23 protein-coding genes are annotated in these 24885 nt (G+C 76.5%); 13 read left to right on the top strand and 10 right to left on the bottom strand.

Features of this window, described 5'->3' with window-relative positions; genetic code table 11:
* Position 1: 1 nt before the first annotated feature.
* The 7 genes from nirB (at position 2) to ACRYR7_RS03470 (ending at position 7418) form a co-directional block, all read left to right on the top strand.
* Positions 2-2596, top strand: coding sequence for a nitrite reductase large subunit NirB (nirB, locus tag ACRYR7_RS03500; protein WP_432570673.1), 2595 nt, complete (start codon positions 2-4; stop codon positions 2594-2596).
* On the top strand, positions 2593-2910 hold the full coding sequence (locus tag ACRYR7_RS03495) for a Rieske (2Fe-2S) protein (RefSeq protein WP_432570672.1): 318 nt from the start codon (positions 2593-2595) through the stop codon (positions 2908-2910). The genes nirB and ACRYR7_RS03495 overlap by 4 nt, the downstream gene beginning before the upstream one ends.
* Positions 2907-4250, top strand: a complete 1344-nt coding sequence (gene cobA / locus ACRYR7_RS03490) for a uroporphyrinogen-III C-methyltransferase (protein WP_432570671.1) — start codon at positions 2907-2909, stop codon at positions 4248-4250. The genes ACRYR7_RS03495 and cobA overlap by 4 nt, the downstream gene beginning before the upstream one ends.
* A gap of 5 nt (positions 4251-4255) precedes the next feature.
* Positions 4256-5419 (top strand): uroporphyrinogen-III synthase, encoded by a 1164-nt coding sequence (locus ACRYR7_RS03485; RefSeq protein WP_432570685.1) that lies wholly within the window; start codon positions 4256-4258, stop codon positions 5417-5419.
* Positions 5416-6129, top strand: a complete 714-nt coding sequence (locus ACRYR7_RS03480) for a sirohydrochlorin chelatase (protein ID WP_432570670.1) — start codon at positions 5416-5418, stop codon at positions 6127-6129. The genes ACRYR7_RS03485 and ACRYR7_RS03480 overlap by 4 nt, the downstream gene beginning before the upstream one ends.
* Before the next feature lie 109 nt (positions 6130-6238).
* Entirely contained in the window at positions 6239-6883 is a 645-nt protein-coding gene (locus tag ACRYR7_RS03475) for a Pr6Pr family membrane protein (protein WP_432570669.1), read from the top strand.
* An 82-nt stretch (positions 6884-6965) separates the two neighbouring features.
* Entirely contained in the window at positions 6966-7418 is a 453-nt protein-coding gene (locus ACRYR7_RS03470) for a hypothetical protein (RefSeq protein ID WP_432570668.1), read from the top strand.
* Between the two features lie 18 nt (positions 7419-7436).
* On the opposite strand, the gene ACRYR7_RS03465 is transcribed toward ACRYR7_RS03470, so the two are convergent.
* Positions 7437-8354: a 2-hydroxyacid dehydrogenase gene (locus ACRYR7_RS03465; RefSeq protein WP_432570667.1), complete on the bottom strand. Its 918-nt coding sequence runs from the start codon at positions 8352-8354 to the stop codon at positions 7437-7439.
* A 60-nt stretch (positions 8355-8414) separates the two neighbouring features.
* Between ACRYR7_RS03465 and ACRYR7_RS03460 the strand changes: the two genes are divergently transcribed.
* The gene (locus ACRYR7_RS03460; protein WP_432570666.1) at positions 8415-9629 is read left to right on the top strand and encodes a PQQ-dependent sugar dehydrogenase; all 1215 of its coding nucleotides are present in this window, start codon (positions 8415-8417) and stop codon (positions 9627-9629) included.
* 114 nt (positions 9630-9743) lie between these two features.
* Positions 9744-10136: a PPOX class F420-dependent oxidoreductase gene (locus ACRYR7_RS03455; RefSeq protein ID WP_432570665.1), complete on the top strand. Its 393-nt coding sequence runs from the start codon at positions 9744-9746 to the stop codon at positions 10134-10136.
* A gap of 84 nt (positions 10137-10220) precedes the next feature.
* Here the strand turns inward: ACRYR7_RS03455 and ACRYR7_RS03450 are convergent, their stop codons facing one another.
* Complete coding sequence (locus ACRYR7_RS03450) at positions 10221-10964, bottom strand: SDR family oxidoreductase (RefSeq protein ID WP_432570664.1); 744 nt, start codon at positions 10962-10964, stop codon at positions 10221-10223.
* A 106-nt stretch (positions 10965-11070) separates the two neighbouring features.
* Between ACRYR7_RS03450 and ACRYR7_RS03445 the strand changes: the two genes are divergently transcribed.
* The gene (locus ACRYR7_RS03445) at positions 11071-12669 is read left to right on the top strand and encodes a sensor histidine kinase (protein ID WP_432570663.1); all 1599 of its coding nucleotides are present in this window, start codon (positions 11071-11073) and stop codon (positions 12667-12669) included.
* Here ACRYR7_RS03445 and ACRYR7_RS03440 read toward each other — a convergent pair.
* From ACRYR7_RS03440 to ACRYR7_RS03415, 6 genes are all read right to left on the bottom strand, one after another.
* Positions 12642-13319, bottom strand: a complete 678-nt coding sequence (locus ACRYR7_RS03440; protein WP_432570662.1) for a response regulator transcription factor — start codon at positions 13317-13319, stop codon at positions 12642-12644. The genes ACRYR7_RS03445 and ACRYR7_RS03440 overlap by 28 nt on opposite strands.
* Positions 13320-13407: 88 nt before the next feature.
* Positions 13408-14658: an acyltransferase family protein gene (locus ACRYR7_RS03435; protein ID WP_432570661.1), complete on the bottom strand. Its 1251-nt coding sequence runs from the start codon at positions 14656-14658 to the stop codon at positions 13408-13410.
* Positions 14659-14829: 171 nt separating this feature from the next.
* Complete coding sequence (gatB, locus tag ACRYR7_RS03430) at positions 14830-16359, bottom strand: Asp-tRNA(Asn)/Glu-tRNA(Gln) amidotransferase subunit GatB (RefSeq protein ID WP_432570660.1); 1530 nt, start codon at positions 16357-16359, stop codon at positions 14830-14832.
* Entirely contained in the window at positions 16356-17903 is a 1548-nt protein-coding gene (gatA, locus tag ACRYR7_RS03425) for an Asp-tRNA(Asn)/Glu-tRNA(Gln) amidotransferase subunit GatA (protein WP_432570659.1), read from the bottom strand. Before gatA ends, gatB begins: the two co-directional genes overlap by 4 nt.
* On the bottom strand, positions 17900-18199 hold the full coding sequence (gatC, locus tag ACRYR7_RS03420) for an Asp-tRNA(Asn)/Glu-tRNA(Gln) amidotransferase subunit GatC (protein WP_432570658.1): 300 nt from the start codon (positions 18197-18199) through the stop codon (positions 17900-17902). Before gatC ends, gatA begins: the two co-directional genes overlap by 4 nt.
* 11 nt (positions 18200-18210) lie before the next feature.
* Positions 18211-20064 (bottom strand): ABC transporter ATP-binding protein, encoded by a 1854-nt coding sequence (locus ACRYR7_RS03415; protein WP_432570657.1) that lies wholly within the window; start codon positions 20062-20064, stop codon positions 18211-18213.
* A 174-nt stretch (positions 20065-20238) separates the two neighbouring features.
* On the opposite strand from ACRYR7_RS03415, the gene ACRYR7_RS03410 reads away from it, so the two are divergent.
* From ACRYR7_RS03410 to ACRYR7_RS03400, 3 genes are all read left to right on the top strand, one after another.
* Positions 20239-21627 (top strand): ABC transporter substrate-binding protein, encoded by a 1389-nt coding sequence (locus ACRYR7_RS03410; protein ID WP_432570656.1) that lies wholly within the window; start codon positions 20239-20241, stop codon positions 21625-21627.
* Positions 21628-21763: 136 nt separating this feature from the next.
* Positions 21764-22753 carry a carbohydrate ABC transporter permease gene (locus ACRYR7_RS03405; RefSeq protein WP_432570655.1) on the top strand — a complete coding sequence of 330 codons (990 nt, stop codon included), beginning with the start codon at positions 21764-21766 and terminating at the stop codon, positions 22751-22753.
* Positions 22754-22779: 26 nt separating this feature from the next.
* On the top strand, positions 22780-23679 hold the full coding sequence (locus ACRYR7_RS03400; protein WP_432570684.1) for a carbohydrate ABC transporter permease: 900 nt from the start codon (positions 22780-22782) through the stop codon (positions 23677-23679).
* A gap of 57 nt (positions 23680-23736) precedes the next feature.
* Here ACRYR7_RS03400 and ACRYR7_RS03395 read toward each other — a convergent pair whose 3' ends face one another.
* Together ACRYR7_RS03395 and ACRYR7_RS03390 are read right to left on the bottom strand one after the other, a co-directional pair.
* Complete coding sequence (locus ACRYR7_RS03395; protein WP_432570654.1) at positions 23737-24222, bottom strand: DUF421 domain-containing protein; 486 nt, start codon at positions 24220-24222, stop codon at positions 23737-23739.
* Positions 24223-24265: 43 nt separating this feature from the next.
* Positions 24266-24805: a hypothetical protein gene (locus ACRYR7_RS03390; protein WP_432570653.1), complete on the bottom strand. Its 540-nt coding sequence runs from the start codon at positions 24803-24805 to the stop codon at positions 24266-24268.
* Positions 24806-24885: the final 80 nt, after the last annotated feature.

Here is a 24885-nt window from a genome sequence, read left to right as displayed (position 1 = left end):
CGTGACCGCGACCACCACCCGCACCGGCGGCGTCCCGCACCAGCGCGCGCCCAGGCGCCGCCTCGTCGTCGTGGGCAACGGCATGGCCGGGGCCCGCGCCGTGGAGGAGGTCCTCGAGCGCGGCGGCGCCGAGCAGTTCGACGTCACCGTCTTCGGGGCCGAGCCGTACGGCAACTACAACCGGATCATGCTCTCGCACGTGCTGACCGGCGAGCAGGAGGAGGACTCGATCTTCCTGAACTCCCTGCCCTGGTACACCGAGAACGGCGTCGACCTGCGCGCCGGCGTCGCCGTCACCCGCGTGGACACCTTCGCCAAGGTCGTCCACGACGCGCAGGGCGGCACCACGCCGTACGACGTCCTCGTCATCGCCACCGGCTCCTCGCCGTTCTTCCCCGCGATGGAGGGACTGCGCCGCGAGGACGGCTCGGTGCTGGAGGGGGTGTTCGGGTTCCGCACCCTGGACGACACCCGGGCGCTGCTGGCCGCCGCCCGCGAGCACCGCCGCGCCGTCGTCATCGGCGGCGGGCTGCTGGGCCTGGAGGCCGCGCACGGGCTGGCCACCCACGGCCTGCACGTCGACCTCGTGCACTCCCCCAAGCACCTGATGAACCAGCAGCTGGGCCCGGAGGCCGGGCGGGTGCTGCGCCGGGTCGTGGAGGGCCTGGGCATCGCGGTGCACACCGGGGTGCGCACGAAGGGCGTGCGCGGCACCGAGCGCGTCACCGGCGTGGAACTGCCCGACGGGCGCGTCCTGGACGCCGACCTCGTCGTGGTCGCCGCGGGGATCCGCCCCAACACCGAGGTGGCCCTGCGCTCCGGCCTGGACGTCGAGCGCGGCATCGTCGTGGACGACCGGATGCGCGTCGAGGGCGGCGGCGACGACGTCTACGCCGTCGGCGAGTGCGTGCAGCACCGCGGGCAGACCTACGGCCTGGTCGCCCCGCTGTGGGAGCAGGCCGCCGTCCTGGCCGACCACCTCACCGGCACCGACCCCGACGCGCAGTACCACGGCTCGCGCACCGCCACCAAGCTCAAGGTGGCCGGCGTCGACCTCGTGCAGATGGGCCTGCCGGGCCCGGAGGACGACGACGACGAGTTCGTGGTCTTCTCCGAGCCGCACCGCGGGGTCTACCTCAACGTCGTCGTCCGCGACGACCGCCTGGTGGGCGCCACCCTGCTGGGCGACGTGCGCAAGACCGCGTTCCTGCAGCAGGCGTTCGACCGGCACCTGCCGCTGCCGCAGGAGCGGATGTCGCTGCTGTTCGACCTGGGCACCCCCGCGCAGGAGGTGGGCGTCGCCGAGCTCGACGACCACGCGCAGGTGTGCAGCTGCAACGGCGTCACCAAGGGCGCGATCGTGCGGGCCGTGCAGGACGGGGCCACGTCGCTGGGCGCGGTGATGGGCAGCACGAGGGCCGCCAAGGGCTGCGGCTCCTGCAAGTCCGTCGTGGAGCAGATCACCGAGTGGGCCGCCGGCGGGGACCTCACCGTCGACGAGTCCGCGAACTGGTACGTGCCCGGCGTGCCGATGGCCAAGCCGGAGCTCATGGCCGCGATCCGCGAGCGGGGCCTGCGCTCCGTCTCGGCGGTGTTCCGCGAACTGGCCCCCGGCGGGGCCGAGGACGCCAAGTCCAAGATGGGCCTGACCTCGCTGCTGCGCATGATGTGGCCCGAGGGCATCGAGGAGGAGCGCGACGGCCGCTTCATCAACGACCGCGTGCACGCCAACATCCAGCGCGACGGCACCTTCTCCGTCGTGCCGCAGATGAAGGGCGGGGTCACCACCCCCGAGCAGCTGCGCAAGATCGCCGACGTGGCCGACAAGTACCGCGTCGGCCTGGTCAAGGTCACCGGCGGGCAGCGCCTGGACCTGCTGGGCGTGAAGAAGGAGGACCTGCCCAAGGTGTGGAAGGACCTGGGGATGCCCTCCGGCTACGCCTACGGCAAGAGCGTGCGCACCGTGAAGACCTGCGTGGGCACCGACTTCTGCCGCTTCGGCCTGGGCGACTCCACCAAGCTCGGCATCGACATGGAGACCCGCTTCCAGGGCATCGAGACCCCCGCCAAGCTCAAGCTCGGCGTGGTCGGCTGCCCGCGCAACTGCGCCGAGGCCTACGTCAAGGACATCGGCGTGGTCGCGATCGGCTCCGGCAGGTGGGAGGTCCACGTCGGCGGCGCCGCCGGCGCCTCGGTGCGCAAGGCGGACCTGCTGGCCACCGTGGACTCCCCCGCGGAGGTGCTCACCCTGACCGGGCGGTTCATCCAGTTCTACCGCGAGTGGGGGAACTGGCTGGAGCGCACGTACGAGTTCGTGCCACGGTTGGGCATCGAGCGGGTGCGCGCCGTCCTCGTCGAGGACAGCGACGGCATGGCGGAGGGGCTGGACGAGCGCATGCAGGCCACCGTCGACAACTACCGCGACCCCTGGCAGGAGGGCGAGCAGCCCGTCACGCCCGGGCAGTTCCGCCCCTCCCTGCCGCTGGTGGACCTGCCGCTGGTGCCGCGCCGCCCCGCCGGCGCCCCCGGCGGCCTGGCCCCCGACGTCCACGCGAACTCGAACGCCGTCCCCACCACCGCGGAGGTGCCCCGGTGACCACGACCCGCACCCGCCACGACGTGTGCCCCGTGGCCGACCTGCCCGTCGGGGAGGGCCGCACCTACGTCGTCGACGGCGAGCAGGTGGCGCTGTTCCGGCACCGCAGCGGGCGCGTCAGCGCCGTGCAGGCCGCCTGCCCGCACGCCGGCGGCCCGCTGGCCGACGGGCAGGTCGACGAGCGCGTCGTGGTGTGCCCGCTGCACCTGAACGCCTTCGACCTCGCCACGGGCGAGTCCACCACCGGCCAGGCGCCCATCGCGGTGCACCCGTGCTCGGTCGGCGACGACGGCCGCGTGAGCGTGGAGCTGTGAGCGGCGGCGGGCGGGTGGGCTACCCGCTGCACCTGGACCTGGCCGGCCGCCGCGTCCTCGTCGCCGGCGGCGGGCCCGTCGCCGCCCGCCGCGCCGGCGACCTGGTCGCCGCCGGCGCCGACGTGCACGTCGTGGCGCCCGCCGTGTGCGAGGACCTGCGCGACCTGCTGCCGGCGCTGACCTGGCACGAGCGCGAGGCGCTGGCCGGCGACGTGGAGGGCGCGTGGCTGGTGCACACCGCCACCGGCGACCGCGCCACCGACGACGCGCTGGCCGCGGCCGCCGAGGAGCGGCGCACCTGGTGCGTGCGCGCCGACGACGCCGCCGCCTCCGCCGCCTGGACCCCGGCCGTGGTGCGCCGCGAGGTCGCCGGCGGCACCGTCACCGCCTCGGTGACCGTCTCCGTCTCCGCCGGGCGCGACCCGCGGCGGGCGCGGGCGCTGAAGGAGGCCCTGGGCCGCTGGCTGGACGGCGCGGGCGGCGCGGCCCCCCTGCGCGGCGGACCCGGCGAGCGGGGCGGGCGCGCCGGGCGCCCCGGGCGCGTCACCCTCGTCGGCGGCGGCCCGGGCGAGGTGGACCTGCTGACCCTGCGCGGGCGCCGGCGCCTGGCCGAGGCCGACCTCGTCGTCGTCGACCGCCTGGCGCCCACCGCGGTGCTGGCCGAGCTCGGCGAGGACGTCGAGGTCGTCGACGTCGGCAAGACGCCCGACCACCACCCCGTGCCGCAGGAGGCGATCAACCGCCTGCTCGTGGAGGCCGCCCGCACCGGCCGGCACGTGGTGCGCCTGAAGGGCGGGGACGGCTACGTCCTGGGCCGCGGCGGCGAGGAGGTCCTGGCCTGCCGCGAGGCCGGCGTGGAGGTGGAGGTGGTGCCCGGCGTCACCAGCGCGTTCGCGGTGCCCGCCGCCGCCGGCATCCCCGTCACCCACCGCGGCCTGGCCCGCTCCGTCACCGTCGTCACCGGCCACGACGTCGGCGAGCCCGGGGCGCTGGCGCCGCTGGCCGCGCTGGAGGGCACCCTCGTGGTGCTCATGGGCGTGTCCACGCTGCCGCAGCTCGCCGCGGGCCTGATCGCCCACGGCAAGGACCCCGCCACGCCCGTCGCCGTCGTGGAGGACGGCTGGTCACCGCGCCAGCGCACCACCACCGCACCGCTGGAGCGCATCGCGGCCGTCGCCGCCGAGCGCGGCGTGCGCGCGCCCGCCGTGGTCGTCGTGGGGGCGGTCGCCGACCTGGCCGCCACCGTCGGCGAGGTCGCCTCCGCGCGCCCGTCCGGGACCGCCGCCGGGGCCGGGCTCGTGGCGCCGCCGGGCGCGGTCGCCTACTGTCCCGGAGCGTGAACGAGATGCCGGCCGAGGCGCCCGCGCCCCCGACCCCGCCGGCCCCCGCAGCCCCCGCCGCCGCGGCGGCCCAGCTGCACGGGGTGGTCGTCGGCGTCACCAGCGACCGCCGCTCCGACGACATGATCGCCACCTTCACCCGCAAGGGCGCCCGCGTCGTGCACGCCCCGACGATGCGCATCGTGCCGCTCACCGAGGACGAGCAGCTCCTGGCCGACACCCGCGACGTCATCGCCGACCCGCCCGACGACGTCCTGGTCACCACCGGCATCGGCCTGCGCGGCTGGGTGGAGGCCGCCGACGCCGCCGGGCTGGCCGACGACCTGCTGGCCACCTTCTCCCGCGCCCGCCTGCTGGCCCGCGGACCCAAGGCCACCGGCGTCATCCGCGCCAACGGGCTGCGCGAGGCGTGGTCGGCCGCCTCCGAGCAGACCGCCGAGGCCGTCTCCCGCCTCGTCGAGGAGGGCGTGGCCGGGCGCTCCGTCGTCGTGCAGCTGCACGGCGCCGCCGACGAGCACCAGCTGGCCCCCCTCGTGGCCGCCGGCGCCCGGGTGCGCGGGGTGGCCGTGTACCGCTGGCTGCCGCCGCCGGACCCCGAGGCCGTGCAGCGCCTCGTGGACCTCGTCGCCGCCCGCCGCCTGGACGCGGTGACGTTCACCAGCGCGCCGGGGGCGGTGGCCCTGCTCGACGCGGCCGACGCCGCCGGCCGGCGCGGGGACGTCGTGCGCGCCTTCGCCGACGGCGTGGTCGCCTGCGCCGTCGGCGACGTCACCGCCGAGCCGCTGCGCGCGGCGGGCGTGGAACCGCTGGTGCCCGACCGCTGGCGGCTGGGGGCGCTGCTGCGCACCCTCACCGAGCACCTGGCCGCGAACCCGCTGGACCGCGTGCCCACCGCGCACGGCGAGCTGGTGCTGCGCGCGCAGGCCGCCGTGCTCGACGGGCGGGTGCTGGACCTGGCGCCCGGCCCCCTGGCGGTGCTGCGCCGCCTGGCGCGCGCCCGCGGCGCGGTCGTCACCCGCGAGGAGCTGCTCGCCGAACTGCCCGGCGCGCAGGACGCCCACGCCGTGGAGGTGACCGTCGCGCGCCTGCGCGCCGGGCTGCCCACCGGCGACCTCGTGCGCACCCTGGTCAAGCGCGGCTACCGGCTCGACGTCCTGGAGGGACCGTGAACGACCACCCCGTCCTCGTCGCCTGCTCGCACGGCACCCGCTCGGAGGCCGGGCGGCGCACCGTGGACGCCCTGCGCGCCGCCGTGGCCGCCGCGCGCCCCGACCTCGAGGTGCGCGCCGCGCACGTCGACGTGCACGGCCCCGAGCTGCCCGAGGTCGTCGGCGAGCTGACCGCCGCCGGCCGGCGCGCCGTCGTCGTGCCGCTGCTGCTCTCCAGCGGGTACCACGTGCGCGTCGACATCGCCGAGGCCGTCGCCGCCAGCGGGGGCCTGGCGGTGCCCGCCGCCGCCCTCGGGCCCGGCCCGGAGGTCACCGACGTGGTGCTGCAGCGCCTGGGCGAGGCGCTGGGCGAGGACCCCGCCGGCTTCGACGGCGCCGTGGTGCTGGCCGCGGCCGGCTCCTCCGACGCCGTCGCGCAGGCCGACGTGCGCGCCGCGGCGGACCTGCTCGCCGCCCGCCTGCGCGCGCCGGTGACCTGCGGGTTCCTCTCGGCGCAGGAGCCGTCGGTGACCGGGGCGGTGGCCGCGGCCCGCCGCGCCGACGCCGCGCGGGTGGCGGTCGCCGGGTACCTGCTGGCGCCGGGGGTGTTCTCCCAGCGCCTGGCCGCCGCGGGCGCCGACGCGGTCGCCGAGCCGATGGGCCCGCACCCGCTGCTGGTGGACCTGGTGGTGCGCCGCTACGAGGCCGCCGCGCTCGCCGCGGCGACCTGAGCGGCCCCGGCGGGGCCCGTCGGGGCCCGTCGGGGCCCGTCGGGGCCCGTCGGGGTCCGGGCGCGGCACCGGCGCGCGCCGGGCACCGCTCGCGCGCGACGATCGGCCGGTGAGCACACCGTCCCCCGCGCGCACCGCCACGGCCTCGCGCGCCTGGCACGCCGCCCTCGCGCTCGTCGTCGGCGCCGCCCTCGCCCTGCAGGTGGTCCTGCTGCTGCGCGGCGGCGCGGACGCGGGCCCCGCCCTCGTGCGGCTGTTCAGCTTCTTCACCATCCAGAGCAACGTCCTCGTGCTGGCCGCCGCCCTGAGCCTGGCGCTGCGCCCGGACCGCGACGGCCCCGGCTGGCGCGTGCTGCGCCTGGACGCCCTGCTGGGCATCACCATCACCGGGGTCGTCTACGCCACCGTCCTGGCGCCGGGCGTGCGGCTGTCGGGGGTCGACTGGTGGATCAACACCGCCGTGCACTACGTCTCCCCCGTGGCCGCGGTGCTCGGCTGGCTGCTGTTCGGCCCGCGCCCGCGGCTGGACCGGCGCACGGTGCTGCTGGCCTTCGCGTGGCCGCTGGCCTGGATCGCCTGGACGTTCGCGCACGGCGCCGCGACCGGCTGGTACCCGTACGGGTTCCTCGACGCCGGGGCGATCGGGCTGCCCGCGGCGCTGGCGGGCACCGGCGTCGTCCTGGCCGGCGGGGTCGTCGTCGCGCTCGTGCTGCGGGTGCTGGAGCCGCGCCTGCCGCCCTCGCCGCGCCGCTGAGCCACCGCAGCGGGCAGGGTCGCGGGGGCGGCGGGGCGCCGCGCTCGCGCGGCGGAGCGGAGCGGAGCGGCAGGATGGGGCGGTGAGCTGCGAACCGCTGGCGGGACCGCTGGACCTGCTGGGCCGGCACCGCGACGACCCGGTGCTGCTGGCCTTCCTGGCCCCCTCCCGCGCGCTGGACTGGTCCGAGGTCGAGGGGGCCACGCACGCCGAGGCGCCGGACCTGGGCGTCGAGCTGGTGCTGGGCGGGGACGGGGCGGTCTCCGACGTGATGCTGCACGGCCCCGGCGTGCTCGGCGTCGAGGCGTACGCCGGGGACCTGCCGGAGGGGCTGCGCTTCGCGATGGGCCGCGAGCAGGTGCGGGCGCTGCTGGGCGCCCCCTCCCGCAGCGCGGAGCTGGGGGTGCTGCCCGTCCTGGGGCTGCACCCGGCCTGGGACCGCTACGAGCGGGACGGGCACCGGCTGCACGTGCAGTACGCCTTCGACCTCGACGGCGTCCGGCGCGTCTCCCTCGCCCTGCCCCGGGGCGCGTGAGGCACCGGGCGCGCCGGCTCAGCGCACGACGTTGAGCCAGTCCCGCCCCGCCAGCCGCCGGCGCACCTGCTCGCGCACCAGCCGGACCATGCGCGGGCGGAAGGCGGTGCTGTTGCCGCCCACGTGCGGGGTGACGAGCACCCCCGGCGCCGACCACAGCTCGTGCCCGGCCGGCAGCGGCTCGGGGTCGGTGACGTCCAGCGCGGCGCGCAGCCGCCCGGCGCGCAGCTCCGCGAGCAGGGCGGCGGTGTCCACCACCGGCCCGCGCGCGACGTTGACGAGCAGCGCCCCGTCCGGCATCGCCGCCAGGAAGGCGGCGTCCACCAGGCCGCGGGTGGCGTCGGTGAGCGGGCAGGCCAGCACCACGACGTCGTGCCCGGGCAGCAGGTGCGCCAGGTCCTGCGGGCCGTGCACGCGCACGCCGTCCTGCTCGCGCGCCCGCGAGCCCACGACGCTGAGGGACACCTCGAACGGCGCCAGCCGCGCCGCCACCGCGCGCCCCACCCCGCCGTACCCGACGAGCAGCACCCGCGAGTCCGCCAGCGCCGTGCGCCGGCCGGGGTTCCAGCGCTGCTCGCCCATGGCGCGCACGTCGTCGTCGAGCCCGCGCAGCCGGGCGATCACCAGGCCCACGGCGAGCTCGGCGGTGGAGGCCTCGTGCACGCCCGCGGCGTTGCACAGCACGATCCGCGGCGGCAGCTGCGCCGGCACCCCGTCGTAGCCGATGGTCATCAGCTGCACCGCCTCCACGGCCCCGCAGCGCGCCGCGCCGGACAGGTCCGGGGTGGCGACGTACGGCGGCACGACCAGGGTCGGCGCCGGGTCGGGCGGGTCGCCGGTGCCGTCCCACACGACGAGCTCGGCGCCCTCCAGCGGCCCGACGGCGCGGACCCACGACGGCGCGGGCAGGCTGACGACGAGGGGGGCGGCGCTCACGCCGGGCACGCTACCGGCGCACCTGGTGCGGGCCGGCGCGGCGCGGGTGACGATGGCCGCATGCGCGCGACGACGCCCCGCCGCCCCGCCCGCCGGCCCGCCGGCCGCGCGGCGGGCCCCCGCACCGCCGCCGCGCTGCTGGCGCTGGCGCTGACCGGCGCGTGCTCGGGCGCCCCGGCCGGCGAGGAGCCCGCCGCCTCGCCCGCGCCGGCGGGCACCCCGGCCCCCGCCGCGCCGCCGGCGCCCGCACCGGCGCCGCTGCCGCCGGACGCGGTCGCCGCGGCCGTGGGCAACCCCGGCGACCCGGTGGACCTCACCACCGGGCTGGACGTGCCGTGGGGGATGGCGGTGCTGCCCGACGGCACCGCCCTGATCACCCTGCGCGACGAGGCGCGCGTGGTGCGCACCGGGCCGGGGACCCTGACCCGGGTGGCCGCCACCGGCGAGGGCGGCACCGTCGCGGACGTGGTGCCCGGCGGGGAGGGCGGGCTGCTCGGGGTGGCGGTGTCCCCGTCGTTCGCCGAGGACGGGCAGGTCTTCCTGTACCTCACCGCCCGCGACGACAACCGCGTCGTGCGGTACACCTACGCCGCCGACCGGCTCAGCGACCCGCGTCCGGTGCTCACCGGCATCCCGAAGAACACCACCCACAACGGCGGCCGCCTGGCCTTCGGCCCCGACGGGATGCTCTACGTGGGCACCGGCGACGCGCAGGACAGGAGCGCCGCGCAGGACCCCCGCTCCCTGGGCGGCAAGGTCCTGCGCATCACCCCCGACGGGGCGGTCCCCCCGGACAACCCGTTCGCCGGTTCCCCGACGTGGTCGCTGGGGCACCGCAACCCCCAGGGCCTGGGCTGGGACTCCGCCGGCCGGCTCATCGCCGCCGAGTTCGGGCAGGACCGCTTCGACGAGCTGAACGTCATCCGCCCCGGCGGCAACTACGGCTGGCCGGAGGTCGAGGGCCCCGGCGACGGCGGGGGCCGCTTCGTGGCGCCGGTGCAGACGTGGACCACCGACGTGGCCTCCCCCAGCGGCCTGACCGTCACCCCGGACGCGGTGTACCTGGCGGCGCTGCGCGGCGAGCGGCTGTGGCGGGTTCCGCTGAACCCTGAGGGGCCCACCGGCACCCCCGACGAGTACCTCACCGGCGCGCTGGGACGGCTGCGCACCGTGGAGGTGGGCCCGGACGGCTCCCTGTGGGTGCTGACCTCGAACACCTTCCGCGGCGAGCCGCGCGCCGGCGACGACCGGCTCGTGAGCGTGCCGCTGCGCTGAGCGCCCCGCGGCGCCGGACCGCCCCGGTCGTCCCCGCTCGTCCCGGCCACCCCGGGTGCCGGGCGCGGTGCCTGCCCGTAGCGTGCGGGCTCCAGCCCGACCCGGAGGAACCCCGTGCCCCTGAACCCCGAGCTGCTCGCCCTGCTGCGCGCGCCGAGCACCTGCTACCTGGCCACGACCATGCCCGACGGCTCGCCGCAGCTGACCCAGACGTGGGTGGACACCGACGGCGAGCACGTCCTGATCAACACCGTGCAGGGCTTCCAGAAGCTGCGCAACGTCGAGCGCGACCCCCGCGTGTCCCTGGCCGTGTCCGACCCGGCGAACCCCTCGCGCTACGTCGAGGTGCGCGGGCAGGTGGTGGCCAGCACCACCGAGGGCGGCGCCGAGCACATCGAGGCGCTCTCGCGCAGGTACACCGGCGGCCCGTACGCCTGGTACGGCGGCCGCGACCAGGTGCGGGTGGTCCTGACGATCGCCGTCGAGCGCACCCACGCCCAGGGCTGAGGCGCCGCGCCCCCGGGGCACGCGGCCCGGGGGCGCGGGGAGCCCGTCAGCGGGGTGCCCGTCAGCGGGGTGCCCGTCAGCGGTTCACCAGGAGCTCTCCCCCGGCGGCAGCACCGGAAGCTCCGGCACGACGCTGTGCGGCCACGTCGCGAACACCGTCATCAGGGCGCGCGCCACGGTGGCCGGGTCCTGCAGCTTGGTCAGGTCCGCGTCGGGGAAGCGGTCGGTGACGAAGGGGGTGGCCATGCCGCCCGGGATGAGCCCGGTGACGCCCACGCCGATCGAGCCGTGGCGCTGCTTGCAGTCGCGCTGGGCCTCCTTGAACAGCGCGGTGGTGTAGGCCCGCAGGCCGTGCTTGCTGGCCGCGTACGCCGAGGCCTCCGTCCACACCCGCCGCGCCGCCGTGGACAGGGTGTTCACCACGTAGCCGTGGTTGCGCTCCAGCATCGCCGGGTAGGTGTTCGCCACCAGGTACATCGGGCCGAGCAGGTTCGTGGCCACGACCCGCTGCGCCTGCTCGGGCGTCTGGTGCTCGATCGGGGTGCACACGTCGAAGCCGGCGTTGTTGACCAGCACGTCCACGGGCCCGTCCTGCTCGCGCACCGAGGCGACGGCGGCCTGCACGGCCAGCGGGTCGCCCACGTCCAGCGGCAGCGGGGCGGCGCTGCCGCCGTCCTCGGCGATCGCGGCGACGGTGCGCTCGGCCGCCTCGGCCCGCACGTCGCTGACCCACACCCTCGCGCCGGCCGCGGCCAGCTCCCGCGCGATCGCGGCGCCGAGCCCGCTGCCCGCACCGGTGACGAGCGCCACCTCACCCTTCAGCTCCATGGCCACGAACCTAGGGGGGCGCCGGGGCGCGGGCGAGCGGACCCGCCGCGGGCGCGCCGCTGGGTAGCCTGCGGTGCCCAGCGCCGTCCCCCGCCCGAGGAGCCCCGTGGTCCCGTCCGAGCCCCGCGCCCGCCGGCGCCCCGGCGGCCCGGGCCGCTGGTGGGCGGCGGCCGGGGTGCGGGTGCGCTCGACGGTGGCGGCGGTGCTGGTGCTGGCGCTGCTCGCCGCGGCGGGCGGCACCGCGGGCCTGCTGGTGCTGCGCTCCTCGCTGCACAACACGCTGGCGACCTCGGCGCTGGTGCAGGCGCGGCTGGTGCGGGTGTCCGTGGAGCGCGGCGCCCTGGACGGCACCGACGCCTCGGCCGTGGAGCGCCTGCGCGCCGTGGTCGGCACCGACAGCGACCGCGGCACCCACGTGCAGGTCGTCACCGGCGAGGGCCGGGTGGCCGCGGCCAGCTACGCGCTGCGCGACCTGCCGGCGCTCTCGCGCCGGCTGCCGCCGGTGGCCGAGACGGACGTGCGCGAGCGCGCGCTGCCGGTGCTGGGCACGGGCGCGGACGGGGAGCGCTGGCTGGTCGCGGTCCTGGGCGCCGACGCCGGCGGGCAGCGCTACGCCGTGGTCGTCGCGGAGAGCACCGCGGCCGTGGACCGCGGCCTGCGCACCGCGACCGGCCTGGTGGTCGCGGGCGCCCTGGTGCTGCTGGTGGCCGTCGGGGTGGCGACCTGGGTGTTCGTGGGCCGCTCGCTGCGGCCGGTGGAGGCGATCCGGCGCACCGTGGACGGGATCTCCTCCACCGACCTGGACGGGCGGGTGCCCGTGCCGCCGGGCGACGACGAGGTGGCGCGGCTGGCGCGGACGATGAACGCGATGCTGGCGCGGCTGGCGACCTCCCAGCGCGCGCAGCGGCGCTTCGTCGCCGACGCCAGCCACGAGCTGCGCAGCCCGGTGGCGACGCTGCGCGCGGCCGCGGACGTGCAGCGCAGGCACCCGGGCAGCGCCGCGCCCGGGGAGTTCGCGGACCTGGTGCGCAGCGAGTCGGTGCGCCTGGAGCACCTGGTGGCCGACCTGCTGCTGCTGGCGCGCGCGGACGAGGGCGCGCTGGGCGCGGTGCGCACCGAGGTGGACCTGGACGAGCTGCTGGAGTCCGAGGCCGCGCGCCTGCGCGCCAGCGCGCGGGTGGCGGTGGCGGTGCGCACGGTGCCCGCGCGGGTGCTGGGCGACCCCGGCCAGCTGGCCCGGGTGGTGCGCAACCTCACCGACAACGCCGCCCGCCACGCCCGCGGGCGGGTGGAGCTGGGGGTGCGCCGCGAGGGCGGGGAGGCGGTGGTGGCGGTCGCCGACGACGGGCCCGGGGTGCCGGCCGACGAGCGCGAGCGGGTCTTCGACCGCTTCGTGCGCCTGCAGGACAGCCGCGACCGCGGCTCCGGCGGCACCGGCCTGGGCCTGGCGATCGTGGCGGGCGCGGTCGCCGCGCACGGCGGGCGGGTGCTCTGCGCGCAGCGCGAGCCGGGGCCGGGGGCGCTGTTCGAGGTGCGGCTGCCGCTGGCCGGCGACCCCGACGAGGACCCGGACGAGGACCTCGAGGGCGACGACCGCGGGGACGACCGCGGGGACGACCGCGGGGACGACCGCGGCGGCGGCCGCGGGCGCGCCGAGGGGGGCGGGGGCGCGGCGGGTCAGCCGCCGTCGGCGGCGAGCCGGTAGCCGGCGCCGCGCACGGTCTGGATGGCGGCCCGCCCGAACGGCACGTCGATCTTGCGGCGCAGGTAGCGCACGTACACCTCCACGACGTTGGGGTCGGTGTCGGCGTGCGGGTCCCACACCGCGTCGAGGATGTGCGCCTTGCTGACGACCTCGTCGCGGTGGCGCATGAGGTGGTGCAGCAGCGCGAACTCGCGGGCGGTCAGGGTGATCGGCTCCTCGCCGCGGTGCACGCGGCGGGTGGTGGGGTCCAGGCGCAGGTCCCCGGCGCGCAGCTCCACGGGCCGCTCGGGGGCGCCGCGGCGCACGAGGGCGTGCAGGCGGGCGACCAGGACGGGGAAGGAGAACGGCTTGGTGAGGAAGTCGTCGGCGCCCAGGTCCAGGGCGTCGACCTCGTCGTACTCGCCGTCCTTGGCGGTCAGCACCAGCACCGGCGTCCACACCCCGGCGGCGCGCAGGTCGCGGCAGACCTCGTAGCCGTTGCGCTGGGGCAGCATCAGGTCCAGCACGAGGACGTCGTAGGGCAGCTGGCGCGCGCGCCAGAAGCCCTCGCGGCCGTCGTGGGCGAGGTCCACGGAGAACCCCTCCTGCACCAGGCCCCGGCGCAGCGTCTGCGCCAGGGCGACCTCGTCCTCCACGACGAGCACCCTCACGCCGCCCTCCCCCGCCCGCGCCGTCCCACCACCGCAGCGTAGGCAGCGGCGGCGCCGCCCGGGCGGGCGGCGCCACCCGTCCGGGCGCTCAGGCCACCGCCGCCAGGGCCAGGCCGGCGGTGAGGGTGACGCCGGTGGTGGCGGCGCCGAGCACCAGGCCGCGGCGCGCGGAGGCGGCCACCAGCGGCGAGAAGCGCAGCGGCCCCTCCACCAGGCGCGCGGTGAGCAGCGCGGGCACCACCGCGGCCAGCTCGGCGGCCAGCATCGCCGCCCAGTGCGTGGTGCCCAGGACCTCGGCGGCGAAGACGACGGCGGGCACGTGCCACAGGTACCAGACGTACGACAGGCGCCCGGCGGCGCGCACGAGGGGCAGCGACAGCAGCTGCCCCACCGAGCCGCGCAGCACGCCGGTAGTGCCGGAGGCGATGACGGCGGCGGTGGCCAGGGTGGGCACGAGCGCGATCCAGCCCGGGTAGGGCAGGCGGGTGGCGAAGACGGCGCTGACGGCCAGGACGAGCGCGCCGGCCCAGCCGGCCAGGCGCAGCAGCGCCGCGCCGCGCCCGTCGGCGCAGCGGGCCGCGATCAGCGGGGCGGCCAGGGCGAGCAGGCCGCCCACGCCGAACTGCCAGGCGCGGGTGACGGTGCTCAGGTAGCCGAACAGGGACGCCTGCGGGGTGAGGACCGCCGAGGCGGCCAGCGACAGCGCGCTGAGCACCGCCAGGGCCAGCGCCAGGTCGCGGCGCAGCCGGGCGGGGCCGCCGGGCCGCAGCGCGTGCCGCCCGGTGCGTCCGGTGCGTCCGGCGCGGCGCGCGACGAGCAGGACCAGCAGCGGCCACAGCAGGTAGAACTGCTCCTCCACCGCCAGCGTCCAGTAGTGCTTCAGCGGGCTGTGGGCCACCTCCGGGTGCAGGGAGTGCACGTCGAAGGAGAGCAGCCACCAGTTCGCCACCTGCAGCCCGGCCGCGACCGCGTCGCGGGCCACGGCGGCCAGCCGCTCCGGCAGCAGGACGGCCACGCCCAGCAGCGTCAGCAGCAGCACCGCGGCGGCGCTGGGCAGGATGCGCCGGGCGCGGCGGGCGTAGAAGTCGCGCAGCGAGACGCCGCCGGTGCGCTCGGCCTCGCGCACCAGCAGGCCCGTGATGAGGAACCCGGAGATGACGAAGAAGACGTCGACGCCGATGTTGCCGGCCACGAACACCGGGGCCGCAGCCTGGAAGAGCAGCACCATGCCCAGCGCCACGGCGCGCAGGCCCTCCACGTCGGGGCGGAAGGCGCCCCGCCCCGAGGGGCCCGCGGCCCCCACCGACCCCGGGCGCTGCCCGTCCTCGACGACCGCCACCGCCGCGCTCCCCCCGCTCGTGCCGGGCCCCCCGCCCGTGCCGAGCCGCGAGGTTCGCACGGCGGTCCTGAGACGACGCTGAGCAGCGGGACGACGCCGAGCGGCGGGGACGGCACGGGCCGGCGGCTCCCCGCGGGCGGGGGGCCGCCGGCCCGTGCCGGTGTGGGGGCCTCAGCCCCCGACGCGCTCCACGACCAGCTCGCGCACCCGCGCGGCGTCGGCCTTGCCGCGCATCTCCTTCATCACCGCGCCGATGAGGGCGCCGGCGGCCTGCGCCTTGCCGCCGCGGATCTTCTCCACCACGCCGGGGTTGGCGGCGATGGCGGCGTCCACGGCGGCCACCAGGGCGGACTCGTCGGAGACCACGGCCAGGCCGCGGGCCTGCACGACCTGCGCGACGGTGCCCTCCCCGGCGAGCACGCCGTCCAGCGCCTCGCGCGCCAGGCGGTCGGTGAGGGTGCCGGCCCCCACCAGCGCCTGCAGCTCGGCGACGTCGGCCGGGCCCACGCGCAGCGCGGTCAGCTCCACGCCCTCGGCGTTGGCGCGCCGGGACAGCTCGCCGGTCCACCACTTGCGCGCCGCGGCCGGCGCGGCGCCGGCGGCGACGGTGGCCTCCACCAGGTCCACCGCGCCGGCGTTGGCGGTGTCGCGCATCTCCGGGTCGGAGAAGCCCCACTCGGCCTGCAGGCGCTTGCGGCGCTGCGCCGGCGGCTCGGGCAGCGTGGCGCGCAGCTGCTCCACCCACGCCGGGTCCGGCACGATGGGCACCAGGTCCGGCTCGGGGAAGTAGCGGTAGTCCTCCGCGTCGGACTTCTCCCGGCCCGAGGTGGTCAGGCCGGTGTCCTCGTGCCAGTGGCGGGTCTCCTGCACGACCTTCGCGCCCGAGCGCAGCACGGCGGCGTGCCGGCTGACCTCGTAGCGCACGGCGCGCTCCACCGAGCGCAGGGAGTTGACGTTCTTCGTCTCCGAGCGGGTGCCCAGCGGGGCGTCCGGGGACGGGCGCAGGGAGAGGTTCACGTCGCAGCGCAGCGAGCCCTGCTCCATCTTCACGTCCGAGACGTCCAGCGCGCGCAGCAGGTCGCGCAGGGTCGCCACGTAGGCGCGCGCCACGTCCGGGGCGCGGTCGCCGGTGCCGGTCAGCGGCCTGGTGACGATCTCGATGAGCGGGATGCCGGCGCGGTTGTAGTCCACCAGGGAGTACTCCGCGCCGTGGATGCGGCCGGTGGAGCCGCCCACGTGCAGGGACTTGCCGGTGTCCTCCTCCATGTGGGCGCGCTCGATCTGCACCCGGTAGGTGAACGCCGGCTTGGAGCCGTCCTCGCTGGCGGGCACGTCGACGTCCAGCCAGCCGTCGTGCGCGATGGGCTCGTCGTACTGCGAGGTCTGGAAGTTCTTCGGCATGTCCGGGTAGAAGTAGTTCTTCCGGGCGAAGCGGCAGCTGGCGGCGATGGTGCAGTTCAGCGCCAGGCCGATGCGGACCGCGGACTCCAGCGCCTTGGCGTTGAGCACCGGCAGCGCGCCGGGCAGGCCCAGGGAGACCGGGTCCACCTGGGTGTTCGGCTCGGCGCCGAACTCCGTGGGGGCCGCGGAGAACATCTTCGTCACGGTCGACAGCTCGACGTGGACCTCCAGGCCCAGCACCGGGTCGAACTGCGCGACGGCCTCGTCGTAGTCGACGAGCGCCACGTCGGTGGTGCTCATGCGGACAACCCCTTCCACTCCGGGACCTGCGCGAGCAACGGCCCGCCCCACTTCGCCACCAGCCGGGCCTCCAGGGCCGCGCCCACCCGGTACAGGCGGTCGTCGGCCTGCTGGGGGGCCAGGACCTGCAGGCCCACCGGCAGCCCGTCGGAGAGCCCGACGGGCAGCGACATGCCGGGGATGCCGGCGAGGTTGGCCGGGATGGTGGCCACGTCGCCGGCGTACATCGCCAGCGGGTCGTCCAGCTTCTCCCCCAGCCGGTACGCCGTGGTCGGCGCGGTCGGTGAGACGAGCACGTCCACCTGCGCGAAGGCGGCGGCGAAGTCGCGCTGCACGAGGGTGCGCACCTTCTGCGCGCTGCCGTAGTAGGCGTCGTAGTAGCCCGCCGAGAGGGCGTAGGTGCCCAGGATGATGCGGCGCTTGGCCTCGTCGCCGAAACCGGCGGCGCGGGTGGCGCGCATGACCTGCTCGGCGGTGACGCCGGAACCCTCCGGCGTCACGCGCAGGCCGTAGCGCATGCCGTCGTACTTGGCCAGGTTGCTGGAGGCCTCGCTGGGCAGGATCAGGTAGTACGCGGCCAGCGCGTGCACGACGTTGGGCAGGCTCAGCTCGACGACCTCGGCGCCGGCGGCGCGCAGCTCGTCGAGGGCCTCGGTGAAGCGGGCCAGCACGCCGGGCTCGTAGCCCTCGCCGGACAGCTCGTGCACGACGCCGACCCTCACGCCGCTCAGGTCGCCGGTGGCGCCGGCGCGCGCGGCGCCCACGACGTCGGGCACGGGCGAGGGCAGGGAGGTGGAGTCGTACGGGTCGTGCCCGCCGATGACGGCGTGCAGCAGCGCGGTGTCCAGCACGGTGCGCCCGCACGGGCCGGCCTGGTCCAGGGAGCTGGCCAGCGCCACCAGCCCGTAGCGCGAGACGCCGCCGTAGGTGGGCTTGACGCCGACGGTGCCGGTGACGGCGGCGGGCTGGCGGATGGAGCCGCCGGTGTCCGAGCCGATCGTCAGGGGCGCCTCGAAGGCGGCCAGCGCCGCGGCGGAGCCGCCGCCGGAGCCGCCGGGGATGCGGGTGGGGTCCCACGGGTTGCGGGTGGGGCCGAACGCGGAGTGCTCGGTGGTGGAGCCCATCGCGAACTCGTCCATGTTCGTCTTGCCCAGCACCACCAGGCCGGCGGCGTGCAGCTCGCGCACGACGGTCGCGTCGTACGGGGGCACCCAGCCCTCGAGCATCCGCGAGCCGCAGGTCGTGGGCATGCCCCTGGTGGTCAGGACGTCCTTGACGCCGATCGGCACCCCGGCCAGCGGGCCGAGCACGGCGCCGGCGGCGCGGTCGGCGTCGACCTGGCGGGCGCGGGCCAGGGCCCCCTCGGCGTCCACGTGCAGGAAGGCGTGCACCCCGTCGGGGTTGGGCCCGGAGGTCGGGCCGTCGACGGCCTCGATGCGCTCCAGGTGCGCCTGCACGACCTCCTCGGAGGAGACGACCTTCGCGCGCAGGCCCTCGGCCAGGCGCGAGGCGTCCCAGCGGACCAGTTCCGACACGCCGCTCACGCGTCCTCCTCCAGGATCTGCGGGACGCGGAAGCGCCCGTCCTCGGCCTCGGGGGCGCCGGCGAGCGCCTCCTCGGCGCTCAGCCCGGGCCGCACGACGTCGGGACGGGTCACGTTGGTCAGGGGCACGGGGTGGGAGGTCGCCGGCACGTCGTCGGTCACCGCGGCGGCGACCTGCTGCACCGCGTCCAGGACCGCTCCGAGCTGGCCGGCCATGCGGTCCAGCTCCTCGTCGGTCATGTCGATGCGCGCCAGGCGCGCGAGGTGCTCGACCTCGGGGCGGGATATCGCGGACACGACCGGTCAGTCTAGGACGGGCCCACCAGCAGCTGCGTGGTGGCGAGCTCGCGGTACAGCGGGGAGCTCTCCAGCAGCTGCGCGTGCGTGCCCGCGGCGGTGGCGCGGCCCTCCTCCAGCACGACGATCTGGTCGGAGTCGACGACGGTGGACAGCCGGTGCGCGACGACGACGAGGGTGCGCCGGGAGGCGGCGGCGGCCAGCGCGTCGCGCAGCAGGGCCTCGTTGCGCGCGTCGAGGCTGGCGGTGGGCTCGTCGAGCAGCAGCAGCTCCCCGGGCGCCAGCAGGGTGCGGGCGATGGCCAGGCGCTGGCGCTGGCCGCCGGAGAGCAGCACCCCGCGCTCGCCGACCTCGGCGGCCAGGCCGGGACCGCGCTCGGCCAGCTCGCGCAGGCCCACCGCGTCCAGGGCGGCCAGGACCTCCTCGTCGGTGGCGCCCGGCGCGCCCAGGACGAGGTTCTCGCGCAGGGTGCCGGCCAGCACCGGCGCGTCCTGCTCGACGTGTCCCAGGCGGGCGCGCAGCGCGGCCAGCGGCTGCTCGCGCACGTCGACGCCGCCCACGCGCACGCTGCCGCCGGAGACCTCGTGGAAGCGCTCCACCAGCGACAGCAGGGTGGACTTGCCGGCGCCGGAGGGCCCGACGAGGGCGGTGCGGGTGCCGCGCGGGACGGCGAAGCTCACCCCGCGCAGCGCGGGCGTGCCGTCGGGGTAGGCGAAGGCGACGTCGTCGAACTCCAGCAGCGGCGCCGGGCCGGGGCGCTGGGCGGGCACGGCACCGGCGGGCGCGGTGCCGGCGGGGTCGGTGCGCGCCGGCGGCAGCGGGCGCTCCTCCTCCACCGGCAGGCGCAGCACCTCGTCGACGCGGGTGAGGGCGGCCACCCCGCTCTGCACGACCGTCCAGGTCTGCACGAGCTGGCCCAGCGGCATGACGAGGGTGAAGAGCAGCAGCACGAAGCCGACGAGCTCGGCCACGGTGGTCTCCCCCGAGGCCACGCGCGCCCCGCCCAGGCCCAGGACGAGCACGAAGGCGCCCTGCACGGCCACCTGCGTCGCCGGCCCGAGCAGCGCCCGCACGCGGGTGGCGCGCACGGAGGCGTCGCGGGCGCGGGCGGCGGCGGCGACCACGCCGGCCAGCTCGCGGTCGGTGGCGCCGCTGGCGCGCAGGGTGCGCAGGGCGCCCAGGACGCGGCCCACCGCCGAGCTCATCGCGCCCACCTCGGCCTGGGTGGCCAGGGTCAGCCGGCCCAGGCGGCTGGAGGCCACGGCGATGGCGGCGCCGGCCACGAGGACGGCGGCCAGGGTGACCGCCAGCAGCACCGGGTCCAGGCGGGCCATGAGCACCAGGGCGCCCAGGAAGGTGAGCACCGTGGCGAGCAGGTCGAACAGCCCGGAGGTGACCACGGCGGCCAGCGCCGTGGTGTCGCCGGAGACCCGCGAGAGCAGGTCCCCGGAGCTGCGCGCGTCGCGGGCGGCGACGGTCAGGTGCGCCAGGCGGGTGACCAGGGAGGTGCGCACCGCCAGCACCACGCCCGCGCCGGCGCGCTCCAGCAGGTACTGCCGCAGGCCGTCGGTGACGGCGCCGAGCAGGACCACGCCCACCAGCAGCGCCGCCACCGGGCGCACCGGGGAGCCCTCCTGCACCACCTGCACCACGCGGGCCACCGCCAGCGGCTGGGCGAGGGCGGTGCCGGCCCCCACCAGGGAGAGCAGCACGGCGGCCGCGATCGCGGCGCGGTGCGGGCGCAGGTGCGGCAGCAGCAGGTGGGCAGCGGCGCGCAGCGGCAGCACGGGCGGGACGGGGGCGGACGCGGACGGGGCCGGGACCGGGCCGGCGGGCGCGGGCCCGCCGGGCTGCGGGGTGCTCACGGCGCCAGTGTGGGCGGCGCCGGCCGCGGCGCGCGTCCACCGTCCGTCGCGACCCGCGCTGCTCCGGACGGGTCGTGTCCGCTCCGTGATCCGGGAGCGCGTGCGGGCTGCCCCCGGCGTGCGTCATCATGGCCCTCGGTGCGGCGAGGGTGCCGCACGTGAGAGGAGAACACGATGACCGTCCTGACCCGCGCGCGGCGCCTGGCGCTGCTGGCCGGCGGCCTCGGGCTGGTGCTCAGCGTGAACGCGTGCGCCACCGCCGAGGAGGCGGGCGTCGACGAGGGCGCCGGCGCCGGCAACGACGTCGCCAGCAGCGAGATCGACTGCGCGCAGTTCGAGCAGTTCGGCTCGGACCTCGACGGCACGGAGGTCGAGGTCTACACCTCGATCGTCACGCCCGAGGACCAGCCGTTCCTGGACACGTTCGCGCCGTTCACCGAGTGCACCGGCATCGAGGTCAACTACAACGGCACCAAGCAGTTCGAGGCCCAGCTGCCCGTGCGCGTGCAGAGCGGCAACGCACCGGACATCGCCTTCCTGCCGCAGCCGGGCCTGCTGGCGCAGATGGTCGCCACCGGCGAGGTCGTCGCGCCGCCGAAGGCCGTGGCCGACAACGTCGACGCGAACTGGAGCGAGGCCTGGCGCGAGTACGGCTCCGTCGACGGCACGTTCTACGCCGCCCCGCTGGGCGCCAACACCAAGTCCTTCGTGTGGTACTCGCCCAAGGCGTTCACCGAGGCCGGCTACGAGGTCCCCGGGACGTGGGACGAGCTGATCGCGCTGACCGACCGCATGGTCGCGGACAACCCCGACGTGAAGCCGTGGTGCGCGGGCATCAACTCCGGCGAGGCCACCGGCTGGCCGGCCACCGACTGGCTCGAGGACGTCGTGCTGCACGAGTACGGCCCCGACGTCTACGACCAGTGGATCGCGCACGAGATCCCCTTCAACGACCCGCGGATCGTCGCGGCGCTGGACCGCGCCGGCACGATCCTGCGCAACCCCGCCTACGTCAACGGCGGGTTCGGCGACGTCAGCTCCATCGCCACCACCACCTTCCAGGACGCCGGCGTGCCGATCACGCAGGGCAACTGCTGGCTGCACCGGCAGGCGTCCTTCTACCAGGCCAACTGGCCCTCGGGCACCGAGGTGGCCGAGGACGGCGACGTCTTCGCCTTCCCGTTCCCGACCATCGGCTCCAACGGGCCCTCCGTCGTGGGCGGCGGGGAGTTCGTCGCCGCGTTCGCCGACCGCCCCGAGGTGCAGGCGCTGCAGTACTACCTGTCCACCTCGGACTGGGTGAACCTCAAGGCCAAGGCCTCCGGCCCGGGCTGGCTGAGCGCCAACACCGGCTTGGACGTGAACAACCTCACCAGCCCGATCGACCGGCTGGCCGCCGAGCAGCTGCAGGACGAGAACACCGTCTTCCGCTTCGACGCCTCCGACCTCATGCCGGCGGCGATCGGCTCGGCCGCGGAGTGGAAGGAGCTGACCGCCTGGATCGCCAGCGGCCAGTCCACGCAGACGACGCTGGACAACATCGAGGCCGCCTGGCCGCAGTGACGGCCGCCCGGCCGCGCAGGCCGGGACCCGCCACCGGGGCCGGGCACCGACAGGTGCCCGGCCCCACCCCTCTCAGCACCCCCTCCCCCACCTCCGCTGCCCTCCCGCAGTCCGCTCACCTCACGAGGAGGTCCCCGTGGACTGGTTGCTCGACGCCGACAGCACCCCCCACAAGCTCGCCCTCATGGTGATCGCCGTCCTCGCCTTCGCCGCGGTGATGGCCGTCATCCTCTTCGCCGTGGACCGGCCCAAGCGCGTCCCGAACTGGGTCGTCGCCGCCGGCTTCACCGGCCCCGCCCTGCTGCTGGTGGCGGTGGGCCTGGTCTACCCCGCGCTGCGCACGCTGTGGCTGTCGCTGAAGTCCGCCGACAGCAGCTCGTTCGTCGGCCTGGCCAACTACCAGCAGGTCTTCACCACCGACGGCCTGCAGCTCGTGCTGCGCAACACGGTGCTCTGGGTCGTCCTGGTGCCGCTGATCTCCACCGCCTTCGGGCTGGTGTACGCCTACCTGGTCGACCGCACGCGCTTCGAGGCGCTGGCCAAGGCGCTCATCTTCCTGCCGATGGCCATCTCCGGCGTGGCCGCCAGCATCATCTGGCGCTTCATGTACGACTACCGCCCCGTCCAGCCGGGCGTGGAGCAGATCGGCCTGCTCAACCAGCTGCTGGTCTGGCTGGGCCTGGAGCCGCAGCAGTTCCTGCTGAACCAGCCGTGGAACAACCTGTTCATCATCGTGGTGATGATCTGGATCAACGCCGGGTTCGCCATGACGGTGCTCTCGGCCTCCATCAAGGCCATCTCCGACGACATCGTCGAGGCCGCCCGCCTGGACGGCGTCAACGGCTTCCAGATGTTCCGGTCGGTGACCGTGCCGAGCATCCGCCCGGCCCTGGTGGTCGTCCTGACGACCGTGGCCATCAGCACGCTGAAGGCCTTCGACATCGTCTTCGTCATGACCGGCGGGCAGTTCGGCACCTCGGTCGTGGCCAACGAGTTCTACTCGCAGTCCTTCCGGCAGTTCAACCAGGGCCTGGGCGCGGCGCTGGCCGTGGTGCTCTTCCTGCTGGTCGTCCCCATCATCGTCTACAACGTGCGGCAGATGCGCCTGGCGGAGGAGGTCCGGTGAGCGGGCAGACCGACGCCACCCGGGTGGTGGCCGGCACGACCGGCCAGATCGCGCCGGAGCAGCGCAAGCTGACCCGGGCCGAGAAGCGGGCCGTGGCCGCCAAGAACCGGCTCAGCTCCCCCGCGGCCTCGATCATCGCGCTGGCCATCGCGGCGCTGTGGACGATCCCGACCCTGGGCCTGTTCGTGACGAGCTTCCGGGTCGAGAACGACATCCAGACCGACGGCTGGTGGAACGCGTTCACCCGGCCGCTGTTCACCGGGTACAACTACTCCTCGGCGCTGCAGACCGGCCTGGGCGAGAGCTTCGTCAACACCTTCGTCATCACGATCCCGGCCGTGCTCATCCCGATCACCCTGGCGCTGCTGGCGGCCTACGCCTTCGCGTGGATCCCCTTCAAGGGCCGCGAGGTGCTCTTCGTGGCGGTCTTCGCGCTGCAGGTCGTGCCGATCCAGGTGACGCTGATCCCGCTGCTGACCCTGTACGTGGACCTGGGCATCGCCGGGTCCTTCTGGACGGTGTGGCTCTCGCACGCCATGTTCGGCCTGCCGCTGGCGATCTTCCTGCTGCACAACTTCATGAAGGACGTGCCCGCGTCCCTGGTGGAGGCTGCCCGCATGGACGGCGCCGGGCACGTCACCGTGTTCTTCAAGGTGCTGCTGCCGCTGCTGGTGCCGGCGATCGCGGCGTTCGGGGTGTTCCAGTTCCTGTGGGTGTGGAACGACCTGCTCGTCGCCCTGACGTTCGCCGGCGGCGACGCCACGCCGCTGACCTCCGCGGTCGCGGACCTGACCGGCACCCGGGGCAACGCCTGGCACCTGCTGGCGCCGGGCGCCTTCCTGGCGATGGTCGTCCCGCTGGCCGTCTTCCTGGGCCTGCAGCGCTTCTTCGTGCGCGGCCTGCTGGCCGGTTCCGTCAAGGGCTGAGCCCGACCGGGCGGCCGCCGCGGGCCGGGAGGGCACCCGCCCTCCCGGCCCGCGGCGTCAGCCGGCGACCTGGGTGTTCTCCGGGGCGCCCTCCTGCGCGCCGGCGGAGACGGTGAAGAAGGACACCCGCCCGTCGGTCTCCAGGACCGCCACCTCCACGTCGGACAGGCGGCGGATCCCCTGCTGGCGCGCGTTCGCCAGCAGGTCCTCCAGCGACATGCGCTCCTCGCTCAGGGCCGCCAGGTCGGGGTCGCCGTCCCGCACGACGACGACCGGCCGGCCGTGCACGAGCGGCCGCACCCGCGGGAAGCGCACCTTCAGCCAGGACAGCGCCAGCGTGATGAGCGTGAACGTGCCGATGGTGAGCACCACGGACGTCAGCGAGTAGTCCTGCTGCGTCACGGCCTGCTGGGCCAGGTCCCCCATCGCCGTGTAGAGGATGAGCTGGAAGGCGCTGAGCTCCCCCAGCGAGGACCGCCCGGTGAGGCGGGTGATGCCCCAGAGGAACAGGAACACGAGCGCGGCGCGGACGACGATCTCCACGGTGGGCCTCCTCGGCGGTGCGGACGGCGGGTCGGGGCGGGGCTCAGGGCGCCAGCCAGGTGGAGAACGCGGTCTCCACCACGCGCCGGCCGTCGACGACGAGGGCGACGCGGCCGTCGCGGCCGAGCTGGCTGCCCGGCTGCAGGTAGCCGTCGAAGGTCAGCTCGAACTCGTCGCCGGGGGGCGGGTCGAACGTCATCAGGTACCACTCGCCGTCGGTGGTCTCGCCGGCCGCGGCGGGGATCCAGCCCTGCTGCTCCCAGACGTCGAAGTAGTCGGCGGTGACGGCCACGACGACGGAGTCGCCGAAGCCCCCGGGCCGCTCGGCGCGCACCCGCAGCTGCCAGGGGGCGTCCAGGCCGGCGCGCGCGGTGCGCGGGTAGGTCAGCTCCAGCGCGTACCCGCCGCCGGTGGCGCGGGCGGTGGCGCTGTGCACCCCGAACAGCCCGGCCGCGCCGGCGACGACGACGAGCAGCAGCAGCACGACGGCGAGGCGGCGGACGAGCAGCACCGCGTGCGAGCGCGCGTCCGTCGCCACGGCGAGCGTGGAGCCGTCGTCCCCGCCGCGTGGTCGCGTCCCCACCGGCACCCCCTCCCGTCCGCGGGAGGGCGGACCCGCCGTCCCGGTACGTGCCCCCGTACCCGCGGTGATCACCGGCAAAC

It is taken from the genome of Kineococcus gurbantunggutensis (assembly GCF_050871925.1).
In the GTDB taxonomy this organism is placed as follows: Bacteria; Actinomycetota; Actinomycetes; order Actinomycetales; family Kineococcaceae; genus Kineococcus.
The sequence above is the reverse complement of the archived record's forward strand: the minus strand, read 5'-3'. Positions and strand labels throughout refer to the sequence as shown.